Source organism: Streptomyces sp. NPDC041784 (assembly GCF_055591025.1).
Genome location: NZ_JBVJAB010000030.1, coordinates 16,959 through 29,210, shown reverse-complemented (window position 1 = coordinate 29,210; position 12,252 = coordinate 16,959). Strand labels below are relative to the sequence as shown.

At 75.7% G+C, this 12,252-nt stretch carries 2 protein-coding genes; both read right to left on the bottom strand.

All coding sequences use genetic code 11. The features are described from left to right. A complete protein-coding gene (locus ACZ6D7_RS38985; RefSeq protein WP_469501261.1) occupies positions 1 to 5,715 on the bottom strand; it encodes a type I polyketide synthase in 5,715 nt (1,904 codons plus the stop codon). A gap of 37 nt (positions 5,716 to 5,752) precedes the next feature. Then, the gene (locus ACZ6D7_RS38980) at positions 5,753 to 12,238 is read right to left on the bottom strand and encodes a type I polyketide synthase (RefSeq protein ID WP_469501349.1); all 6,486 of its coding nucleotides are present in this window, start codon (positions 12,236 to 12,238) and stop codon (positions 5,753 to 5,755) included. Positions 12,239 to 12,252: the final 14 nt, after the last annotated feature.

Sequence of the window (12,252 nt, the reverse complement as noted above, 5' to 3'; positions counted from 1 at the left end):
TCAGGAGATCCCGAGTTCGTTGGTGATGAAGTCGAAGACCGCGTCGTCGTCCGCCGACTCCAGCTCCAGGGCGGGGCCGGGCGCGGTCCGCTCGTCGGCGGGCTCGCCCGTCCGCTCGCTCCAGGCGGTGACGACGGCCCGCAGCCGTCCGGCGATCCGGCCGTGGTCCGGGTGGCCGGGGGCGATGCCCGCCAACACGGCCTCCAGACGGTCCAGTTCACGCAGCACGGGGTCGGCGTCCGGGGTGTCCTCGCGCGGGAGCGTCTCGTCGAGGTGCCGGGCGAGCGCCTGGGACGTCGGGTGGTCGAAGACGAGCGTCGCGGACAGGCGCAGCCCGGTCGTGGCGTTCAGCCGGTTGCGCAGTTCCACCGCCGTGAGCGAGTCGAACCCCAGGTCGCTGAAGGCCCGTTCGGGGGCGACGGCGCCGAGGCCCGGGTGGCCGAGCACCTCGGCGACCGTGCCGCGCACCAGCTCCAGCAGGATGCGCCGCCGCTCCTCCTCGTCCGCCCCGCCGAGCCGCCCGCGCAGCGCCGCCGCCCGCCCGGAGGTGTCCGGCCCGGCCGGCCGCCTTTCGGCGGGGGCGTCCGCCCCCAGGGCGCGCAGCAGGGGAGGGACCGGGGCGCCGGCGGACGCGCCGAACGCCGTCGGATCCAGCCGCACCGGTACGACGACGGGAAGGCCGTCGGCGTCGGACCGCAGGGCGGCGGCCGTCGCCCTGTCGAACAGGGCCAGGCCCTCCTCGGCGGTGAGCGGCAGGACCCCGGCGCGGCGCATCCGGCGCAGGGCCGTCGCGTCCAGGCCGGCCGCCATTCCGGCCGTGTCCTGCTCCCACAGGCCCCAGGCCAGCGACACCGTCGGCAGCCCGTGTGCCGCACGGTGCTCGGCGAGGGCGTCCAGGAAGGAGTTGGCTGCGGTGTAGGCGCTCTGCCCGGCGCCGCCGAGCGTGGCCGTCGCCGACGAGAACAGCACCAGCGGTGTGTCCCCGGTCAGCTCGTGCAGATGCCAGGCCGCGTCCACCTTGGGACGCAGGACGGCGTCCACGCGCTCCGGGGTGAGCGCGTCGAGCGCGCCGTCGTCCAGGACCCCGGCCGTGTGGATCACGGCGGTCAGCGGGTGCTCCGCCGGGATGCCGTCGACGGCGGACGCGAGCGCCTCCCGGTCGGCGGCGTCGCACTCCGCCACGCTCACCTGCGCGCCGAGGCCGGTCAGTTCGGCCGTCAACTCCGCGACCCCAGGGGCTGATCGACCGCTGCGGCTCAGCAGCAGCAGCCTGCGCGCGCCGTGTTCCCGCACCAGGTGCCGGGCGACGAGTGCGCCCAGGGCACCCGTGCCGCCGGTCAGCAGGACCGTGCCGGGGAGTGGGGCGGGGGCGTCGGGGGCGGCCGTCGGGCGGGTGCGGACCAGGCGAGGGGTGAGCAACGTGCCGTCCCGCCAGGCCAGTTGGGGCTCGTCGAGGCGGGCCGCCGCACGCCAGGTGTCGGCCGGCGTGCCGTCGGGCGCGTCCAGCAGGACGAACCGGTCCGGGTGTTCCGCCTGGGCCGCGCGGGTCAGCCCCCACACGGGCGCCTGGCGGACCCCCGCGACCTTGTCGCCGGGCCCGGTGGCCACCGCGTCGCGGGTGACCACGATCAGCGGCGTGCCGGCGAGCCGCTCGTCCGCCGCCCACGCCACCAGCGCGGACCGCACGGCGCGCACCGCCGCGTGCGCGGCCTCGGGGACGGGACCGCCGGTGTCGTCGGAAGCCGTCAGGAACGTGGCATCGGGCACCGGCCGCCCGGCGGAAACAGCTTCCACGAGCGCCGGGACGTCCGCGAACCGCTCCCGTACGACGCCGTCCGGCACGGGCCCCGGGCCCACGGCGACGAGGTCGGTGGCCACGAGGTCCGTGGCGGCGAGGTCCGTGGCCCCCGGGGCTGTTTCCCCGGTGGCGTCCACCGGCGTCCACTCGACGTGGAACAGGTGATCCGGCCGCCGACTGCGGGAGGCGGCGCGCAACTGGGCGAGCGACACCGGGCGGGCCCGCAACGACTCCATCGAGGCCACCGGAGCCCCGTCCGCGTCCCACACGGTCACCGACATCGCCCGGGGCCCGACGGGGGAGAGCCGCACGCGCAGCGCGCCGGCACCCGGGCGGTGCAGCCGTACCCCGCTCCAGACGAAGGGCAGCAGCACCTCGTCCCCGGTGGTGCCGACCAGGCCGGCGTGCAGCGCGGCGTCCAGCAGCGCCGGGTGGACACCGTGCCGGGCCGCCTCGGCGTCGTACGGCTCGGGCAGGCGCACCTCGCCGTAGGTGTCCTCGCCCGCCCGCCACACCGCGCGCAGGCCCCGGAACGACGGGCCGTACGCGAAGCCGTCGCCCGCCACGGAGTCGTAGAAGCCGGTGATGTCGACGGGGACGGCCCCCGGCGGCGGCCAGGCCCCACCGGGCTCCGGAGCCGCCGCGCCGCCGTGCGGTGTGGCCTCCGTGGTGGCCAGGACCCCGCTCGCGTGGCGGGTCCACGGGAGGGCGTCGTCGGCCGGGTGCGCGGGCCGGGAGTGCACGGCGATCGTCCGCCGCCCGTGCTCGTCGGCCGCGCCCACGGTGAGCTGGAGGTGGACGGCCTCGTCCTCGGCGAGGATCAGCGGGCTCTCCTGGTGCAACTCCTCGACCGTGTCGCAGCCGGTCGACGCGGCCGCGTGCAGGGCGAGTTCGAGGTACGCCGTGCCCGGTACGACGGTCGATCCGAGGATCACGTGATCGGCGAGCCAGCCGTGCGTACCCGGCGACAGGCGGCCCGTGAGGACCAGTCCGTCGCCCTCGGCCGGCGCGAGCGCGGCGCCGAGCAGCGGGTGCCCGGCCGGGGCGAGGCCCAGGTCACCGGGCTCGGCCGGGGTGTCCGTACCGTCCGCGAGCCAGTACCGCTCGCCCTGGAAGGCGTACGTGGGCAGGCCGACCGGCTGGGCGGGTTCCGCACCCGGCCGGGCCACGACGGCACCCCAGTCCACCTCCGCACCCCGCACGTACGCCTCCGCCACCCCCGTGAGCAGGGTGCGGACCTCGTCGCGGTCGCGGCGCAGCAGCGGCACCGCGACGACCTCGGCGAGCGCGTCGTCCGGGAGCAGGGCCGCGGCGCCCTCGCGCACCATCGCTGACAGCACCCCGTCGGGCCCCAACTCCACGAACGTCCGCACTCCTTGGCCGAGCAGCGTGCGGACGCCGTCGTGGAACCGCACCGCCTCCCGCACATGCCGCACCCAGTAGTCCGGCGACCGGACCTCGGCGCTCGTGACGGGCCGGCCGGTGACGTTGGAGACGATCGGCAGGACCGGCTCGCGCAGGGTGAGCGTGGACAGCACCGCGCGGAAGGCGTCGAGCATGCCGTCCATGCGCGGCGAGTGGAACGCGTGGCTCACCGTCAGCTCCCTGGTGCGCCGGCCCCGGGCGCGCAGCTCGCCGACGACGTCGCGTACGGCGTCCTCGTCGCCGGAGACCACGACGGACGACGGCCCGTTGACGGCCGCGATCCCCGCCCGGCCGGCTCCCTCGGCCCGGCCCGCGAGCAGGGCCGTCACCTCCTCCTCCGCCGCCTCGACGGCCGCCATCAGCCCGCCGGGCGGCAGTTCCTGCATCAGCCGCCCGCGCGCCTCGACCGCCGTGACCGCGTCCTCCAGCGAGAAGACGCCCGCGACATGTGCCGCCGCCAGCTCGCCGACCGAGTGGCCGAGCAACTGGGCCGGGCGCATGCCCCACGACTCCACGAGCCGGTACAGGCTCACCTCCACGGCGAACAGCGCGGCCTGCGTCCACGCCGTACGGTCCAGCAGCGCGGCGCGCTCGGTACCGGGCGCGGCGCACAGCACCTCGCGCAGCCCGAGGCCGTTCCGCTCGTCGAACAGGCCGCAGATCCGGTCGAGGGACGCGGCGAACACCGGGTACGTGTCGTACAACTCCCGTCCCATCAGGGCTCGTTGGGCGCCCTGGCCGGTGAACAGGAAGGCCGTGGCCCCGCCCCGCCCCGCCGTGCCCACGATCGGGTTGCCGGTGTCCGCCGTGGGGGTCCGCAGCGCTTCCAGCCCGGCGAGCAGGTCTTCGCGGCCGGAGCCGAGGAGTACGGCGCGGTGGCCGAGGCGGGCCCGGGTGGTGGCGAGCGCGTGGGCGAGCGCCGCCGGGTCCCGGTCGGGGTGCGCCGAGACGGCCGTGTGCAGCCGTCCGGCCTGGGCGCGCAGCGCGGCCGGTCCGGCGGCGGACAGCGGCCAGGGCAGGAGCGGGCGGTCCGCGAGCGGACGGCCGGTGTCGGGCAGCGCCGCCGCCATGGGTTCCACCGGGGCCTGCTCCAGGACGACGTGGGCGTTGGTGCCGCTGATGCCGAAGGAGGACACGGCGGCCCGGCGCGGACGGTCCACCTCGGGCCACTCGCGCCGCTCGGTGAGCAGCGACACGGCCCCGGTCGTCCAGTCGACGTGCGGGGTCGGCTCGTCCACGTGGAGGGTGCGGGGCAGCACCCCGTGTTCCAGGGCCAGCACCATCTTGATGACACCGGCGACCCCCGCCGCCAACTGGGTGTGCCCGATATTGGACTTCACCGAGCCGAGCCACAACGGCCGTTCCGCCGGGCGCTCCTGTCCGTAGGTCGCCAGAAGCGCCCGGGCCTCGATCGGGTCGCCGAGCCGGGTGCCGGTGCCGTGCGCTTCGACGGCGTCCACGTCGGCGGAACCGAGGCCTGCGTCGGCGAGGGCCGCGCGGACGGCCTTCTGCTGGGCGAGTCCGTTGGGGGCGGTGAGGCCGTTGCTGGCGCCGTCCTGGTTGACGGCCGAACCCCGGACCAGGGCCAGCACCCGGTGACCGTGCCGCCGGGCGTCCGACAGCCGCTCCACCAGCAGGATCCCGACGCCCTCGCCCCAGGCCGTGCCGTCCGCCGCGCCCGCGAACGCCTTGATCCGGCCGTCGGGCGCCAGACCGCGCTGTCGGCTGAACTCCACGAACATGTGCGGCCGCGCCATCACCGCCGCCCCGCCCACCAGCGCCAGCTCGCACTCGCCGCCGCGCAGCGCCTGGGCCGCCAGATGCAGCGCCACCAGGGACGACGAGCACGCCGTGTCCACGGTCAGCGCCGGGCCCTCGAACCCGAACGTGTAGGACAGCCGCCCGGAGGCGACGCTCACGGTGGTGCCCGTCAGCAGATAGCCCTCGGCGCCCTCCGACGCGGCGCGCGGGCCGGCGCCGTACCCGAGCGGGGAGGCGGCGACGAACACGCCCGTACGGCTGCCGCGCAGCGACTCCGGGTCGATGCCGGCGCGCTCGACGGCCTCCCAGGAGGTCTCCAGCAGCAGCCGCTGCTGCGGATCCATGGCGAGGGCCTCGCGTGGGCTGATCCCGAAGAAGTCCGCGTCGAACCGGTCGGCGTCCCGCAGGAACGCCCCGTGCCGCACATAGCTCGTGCCGGGCCGGTCCGGGTCCGGGTCGTACAGCGCACCGACGTCCCAGCCGCGGTCGGCGGGGAACGGGCCGACGGCGTCCCGGCCCTCGTCGAGCAGCCGCCAGAAGTCCTCCGGAGAGGTCACGCCACCGGGGAACCGGCAGGCCATGCCGACGACGGCGATCGGCTCGTGCCGGCTCTCGGCGAGCCTGCGGTTCTCCTGCTGGAGGCGCTTGTTCTCCTTCAGGGAGTGGCGCAGCGCCTCCAGCATCCGCCCGGCCTGCTCGTCCTGCGTCACGGGGGTTCCCTCTCCGCTCATGGTCGTCTCCGCGGTCCGTCCGTACATCCGGCCGCGCTCATCGGTCGCCCGTGCCGAGCGCCAGGTTGATGAGGTCGTCCGCGTCCAGGGCGTCGAACTCGTTCGGGTCGTCGAACTCGTCCGGGTCGTCGGACGTGGCCGGATCGTCGGACTCGATCGGGTTCTCGGCGCCGTCCGCTGGGGCTGCCGGTCCGCTCAGTTCCAGCAGGGCCGCCAGCAGCCCGGACTCCCGCAGCCGGGCCGGCGGAAGGGTGGCCAGCAGCCGGCGTACGTCGTCGTCGGTGAGGTCCGCGGGGGAGGCGGGAGCCGCCGACGCCGGTGCGGCCGGGGCCAGTTCGCGCAGCAGGTGTTCGCCGAGGGCCGTCGGGGTCGGGTGGTCGAAGACGAGGGTGGCGGGCAGCCGCAGACCGGTGGCCGAGTTCAGCCGGTTGCGCAGCTCGACGGACGTCAGCGAGTCGAACCCGAGCTGTTTGAAAGCCTGTTGGGGTCCGATCGCCGTGTTCGACGAATGCCCTAGCACCAGGGCGGCGGCGTCCCGGACGAGGTCCAGCAGCACGCGTCCGCGCTCCACGGCCGGCAGCGCCGCCAGTCGCTCCGCCAACTCCTGTGGCGCGGACGAGGAGTTCACGCCGTCGGCCGTCGCCGCCTCGACCGTACGACGGTGGCGGGCGGCCGGTCCGGCCAGGCCCCGCAGCAGCGGGTGGGCGTTCCCGCCGCCCGTCCCGAGGGCCGCCGTGTCCAGCCGTACCGCCACCACCTCGGACCGGTCCGACGACAGGGCCGCGTCGAACAGGGCGAGCCCGTCGGCGTCGGACAGGGTGTGGAAACCCGCCCGGCGCAACCGGGCCAGATCGCCCGCGTCCAGGTGGCCCGTCATCGCGCTCGCCCGCTCCCACAGCCCCCAGGCCACGGAGAGCCCGGGCAGCCCCTGGGCGCGCCGGTGCCGGGCGAGGGCGTCGAGGAAGGCGTTGGCCGCCGCGTAGTTGCCCTGGCCGGGGCCGCCCAGCACCGCCGCCGACGAGGAGAACAGCACGAACGCGGCGAGATCCAGGTCCCGTGTCAGCTCGTGCAGATGCCAGGCCGCGTCGACCTTGGGCCGCAGCACCGCGTCGAGCCGCGCGGGTGTCAGGGCGGCCAGGACGGCGTCGTCGAGCACACCGGCCGCGTGCACCACGCCGGTGAGCGGGTGCGCGGCCGGGATCCCGGCCAGGACCGCCGCGAGCGCCTCGCGGTCCGCGCTGTCGCAGGCCGCCACGGTCACCTCGGCGCCCGCCGCGGTGAGGCCGGCGCGCAGTGCGGCGACGCCCTCGGCGGCCTCGCCCCGCCGCCCGAGCAGCAGCAGACGCCGTACACCGTGCTCGGCAACCAGATGCCGGGCCACCAGGGCGCCCAGGGTCCCGGTGCCGCCGGTGATCAGCACCGTGCCGTCCGGGTCGAGCGCGGCCGGCGGCATGGTCAGCAGCACCTTGCCCACGTGCCGGGCCTGGCTCATGTACCGGAAGGCGTCCAACCCGCGCCGTACGTCCCACGCGGACGTCGGGACGGGCCGCAGCGCACCGCTGTCGAACAGCGGCATCAGCTCGGCCATCATCCGGCCGATGCGCTCGTGGCCCGCCTCGATCAGGTCGAACCAGAGGTACGAGACGCCCGGACGGTCGGCCGCGACCCGCTCGGCGTCGCGGATGTCGGTCTTGCCCATCTCCACGAACCGCCGCCCGCCGTGCGGTCCGCCACCGTCACCGGGGGTCAGCAGCCGCAGCGACGCGTCGACGAACTCGTGGGCCAGCGAGTTCAGGACGACGTCCACCCCGCGCCCACCGGTGGCCGCCCGCACCCGCTCCTCGAAGTCCAGGGAGCGGGACGAGGAGATCCGCTCGTCGGGCACACCGAGCGCCCGCAGCGTCTCCCACTTGGCCGGGGACGCCGTCGTGTGCACCTCGGCGCCCAGGTGGCGGGCCAGTTGCAGCGCGGCCAGGCCCACGCCGCCCGTCGCCGCGTGGATCAGCACCGACTCCCCGGCCCGCAGGCCGGCGAGGTCGACGAGGCCGTAGTAGGCGGTGAGGAACGCGATCGGCACCGAGGCGCCCTCCGCGTACGTCCACCCCTCCGGCAGCGGGACGAGCAGCCGCCGGTCGACGACCGCGACCGGGCCGAACGACCCCGGCACCATGCCCATCACCCGGTCGCCCGGCGCCAGGTCCGTGACGTCCGACGCCACGTCCAGCACGACACCGGCCGCCTCGCCGCCCATCACGTCCTGGTCGACCATCCCCAGGCCCAGCAGCACGTCACGGAAATTCATGCCGGCCGCGCGGACCGAGACCCGGACGTGCCCGGACGGCAGCGCGGCCCGCGCCTGCGGGTACGGCACCAGCGCGAGGTTCTCCAGCGTGCCCTTGCCGGTGGTGTCCAGCCGCCAGGCCGAACCGTCGGCCGGCGCCGCCAGTTGCCGCCCGGCCGTCTCCCGCGCCAGCCGGGGCACCAGCAGCCGACCGTCGCGCAGCGCGCACTGGGGCTCCCCGGACGCCAGCGCGCGACGCAGCGCGGCCCGGGACGACTCCCGCCCGTCCACGTCGACCAGCACGAACCGCTCGGGGTGCTCGGACTGCGCCGAGCGCAGCAGCCCCCACAGCGGCGCGTGCACCAGGTCCGCCACGCCCTCGCCGTCCCCGGCCGCCACCGCACCACGCGTCACCAGCACCAGCCGACCGCCGGCGAACCGCTCGTCGGCCGCCCACTCGCGGACGACGGACAGGACACGGTGCAGCACGGCCCGGACGGCCTCCGGCGTGTCCGCCGGGGGCGGAGCGGTCGGGTTCGCCGGGGCCGCCGGGGCCGCTTCGCCCGGAGTCGGGTCCGCCGGGGCCGGGTCGGCGCCGCCGCACGACACCACGAACGTGCCGGGGGCGTCGAGGGCGGGGCGGGTGTCGAGACCGAGCCCGAGGCCGTCCGCGCCCAGGACGAACACATCGTCGTCCGAAGCGGTGTCGGGCAGCGGGAGTTCGGTCCACTCCGTGTACAGCAGGGGCGCCGTGCGGGCGAGTTGCTCCTCGCTCACCGTACGGCTCGTCAACGAGGCGACCTCGGCGACCGGCCGGCCGCTCTGGTCGGCCACGGCGAGGGTGAGGCCGTCCGGTCCCTCGGGTGCGACGCGCACGCGGAGCGCGGTGGCGCCGGTGGCGTGCAGGGTGACACCGCTCCAGGCGAACGGCAGGCGGACGGTGTCGACGCCCTCGGCGAGCCCGGCGTGCAGCGCCGCGTCGAGGAGCGCGGGATGCAGCCCGAACCGGCCTGCCGTGTCGTGGAGTTCGTCCGGCAGCCGCACTTCGGCGAACAGCTCCTCGCCGCGCCGCCAGACCGCGCGCAGGCCCTGGAAGGCGGGGCCGTAGCCGAGCCCCTGCCCGGCCAGTCTCGGGTAGAGGCCGGTGAGGTCCACGGGCTCGGCGCCGACGGGCGGCCAGGCGGTCAGGTCCCAGTCCGGCGGCGCCGCCGTCGTGCCGGTCACCCAGCCGGTCGCGTGACAGGTCCAGTCCGTGTCCCCCTCCGGGCGGCTGTGGACGGTCACGCCGCGCCGGCCGGTCTCGTCCGGCGCCTCGACGGTGACCTGGAGGTGCAGGGCGCCGTCCCCGCCGTCCTCGGGCAGGACCAGTGGCGCCTGGAGCGTCAGTTCCTCCAGTACGTCGCACCCGGCCTGGTCGGCGGCCTGGACGGCGAGTTCCACGAGCGCCGTACCCGGCACCAGGACCGTGTTCCACACGGCGTGATCGGCCAGCCACGGGTGCGTGCGGAGGGACAGCCGGCCGGTGAGCACGAGCGCGTCGCTGCCGGCCAGCGGGATCGAGGCGTCGAGCAGGGGGTGCCCGGTGGGGTCCGAGGCCCGGGTCGGCGCGGTGGCCTCCAACCAGTACCGGCTGCGTTGGAAGGGGTAGGTGGGGAGGTCGATGGGGGCGGCTGGTGCATGTGTGGTCGGCCAGGTGAGGGACGTTCCGTGGACGTGGAGGTGGGCTGCGGAGGTGAGGAGGCGTTGCCAGCCGCCTTCGTCGCGGCGGAGGGTGCCGGTGACCGTGCCTTGGGTGGTTTCGTCGATGGCGGGGACGAGGACGGGGTGGGGGCTGCATTCGAGGAATGCGGTGTGTCCGTCGGTCGTGAGGAGCTTGAGGGTGGGGTGGAGGAGGACGGTCTGGCGGAGGTTGGTGTACCAGTAGGCGGCGTCGAGTTGTGCGGTGTCGATCAAGGTGCCCGTGACCGTCGAGTAGAAGGGCACGGCGCTCGTGCGGGGGCTGATGCCGGCGAGGAGTTCGGCGAGGTCGGTTTCTATGGCTTCGACGTGGGGGGTGTGGGAGGCGTAGTCGACGTCGATGCGGCGGGCGCGGATCTCCTCCGCCTCGCAGTGGGCGAGTAGTTCGTCGAGGGCGGTGGCGTCTCCGGCGACGACGGTGGCCTGGGGGCCGTTGAGGGCGGCGACGGATATTCGGCCGTCCCAGCGCCCGATGAGTTCGGTCGCGTCGGCCGGTGCCAGGGGGAGGGAGACCATGCCGCCGTGTCCGGCGATCTTGAGGATGGCTCGGCTGCGGAGGGCGGCGACTTTCGCGCCGTCTTCGAGGGAGAGGGCCCCGGCGACGACGGCGGCGGCGATCTCGCCCTGGGAGTGTCCGATGACGGCGGCCGGTTCGACTCCCAGAGACCGCCACACCGCGGCCAGCGAGACCATGACGGCGAACAGTGCGGGCTGGACGATGTCGACCCGGGTCAACGGCTGTCCGTCACGCAGTACTTCGGTCAGCGACCATTCCACGTGCGGGGCGAGCGCGGTCTCGCATGCGGCGATCGACTCGGCGAACACTTGGGATGTGTCGAGGAGTTCGACGGCCATACCGGTCCATTGCGACCCCTGACCGGGGAACACGAACACGGGTCGCCCGGCATCCCCCTGCCCGATGACGACTCCGGGTGCCTCGACGCCCTCCGCCAACGCGGCGAGCGAGTCCAGCAGTTGCTCGCGATCGGAGCCCACCAACACGGCCCGATGCTCGAAGCGTGTCCGGCCGGTGGCCAGGGCGTGGCCGATCTCGGCGGGGGACCAGGCGGGGTGCTCGGTGACCGCGTTCCGCAGCTGGGCCGCCTGGGCGCGCAGGGCTTCGGGGGAGCGTGCGGAGAGCGGCCAGGCTGCGACGGCCGGGCGGTGCGGCGCCAGCTCGGGGCGGGGCTCCTGCGGTGCCTGTTCCAGGATGACGTGGGCGTTCGTCCCGCTCACGCCGAAGGAGGAGACGGCGGCCCGGCGCGGGCGGCCGGTCTCGGGCCACTCGCGCCGCTCGGTGAGGAGGGAGACGGCGCCGGTCGTCCAGTCGACGTGCGGGGTCGGCTCGTCCACGTGGAGCGTGGCGGGCAGGATGCCATGACGCAGGGCCATGACGGTCTTGATGACGCCGCCGACGCCGGCGGCGGCCTGGGTGTGGCCGATGTTGGATTTCAACGAGCCGAGCCACAGGGGTCGTTCGGCCGGGCGGTCCTGTCCGTAGGTCGCCAGGAGGGCCTGCGCCTCGATCGGGTCGCCCAGGGTCGTGCCCGTCCCGTGCGCCTCCACGGCGTCCACCAGGTCGGGGGAGAGCCGTGCCGAGGCCAGGGCGGCCCGGACCACCCGCTGCTGCGAGGGGCCGTTCGGCGCGGACAGGCTGCTGGTGGCGCCGTCCTGGTTGACGGCGGAACCGCGCAGCACGGCGAGGACCGGATGGCCCAGGCGGCGGGCGTCGGAGAGCCGTTCGACGAGCAGCATGCCCGCGCCCTCGCCCCAGGCCGTGCCGTCCGCCGAGGCCGCGAAGGACTTGATCCGGCCGTCCCGCGCGAGCCCGCCCAGCCTGCTGAAGTCGACGAGGGTGGACGGCGTGGCCATCACGGTGACCCCGCCCGCCAGCGCCAGGGCGCACTCCCCGCGCCGTACCGCGTGCGCGGCCAGGTGCAGGGCGACCAGCGAGGACGAGCACGCCGTGTCGACGGTGACCGCCGGGCCCTCCAGGCCCAGGACGTACGCGATCCGGCCGGAGGCCACGCTGCCCGCGTTGCCGCTGCCCAGGAAGCCCGCGACGGCCTCGTCCACCTCGCCCAGCCGGGTGGCGTGGTCGTGGTACATCAGCCCGGCGAACACCCCGACGCGGGTGCCGCGCAGCGTCGTCGGGTCGATCCCGGCGCGTTCGACCGCCTCCCAGGACGTTTCGAGGAGCAGCCGCTGCTGCGGGTCCATGGCCAGGGCCTCGCGCGGGCTGATGTCGAAGAACGCCGGGTCGAAGTCGGCGGCGCCCTCCAGGAATCCGCCCTCCCAGACGTACGACGTGCCCGGCCGCTGTCCGCTCGGGTCGAAGAACTCCTCGGCGGGCCAGCCGCGTTCGGCGGGCGGCGCGCCGACGGCGTCCCGGCCTTCGGCGACCAGCCGCCACAGGTCCTCGGGGGAGGCGACCCCGCCCGGGTAGCGGCACGCCATGCCGACGATCGCGATCGGCTCGCGGTCGGCCTCCTCCAGCTCGGTCACCCGGCGGCGGGCCT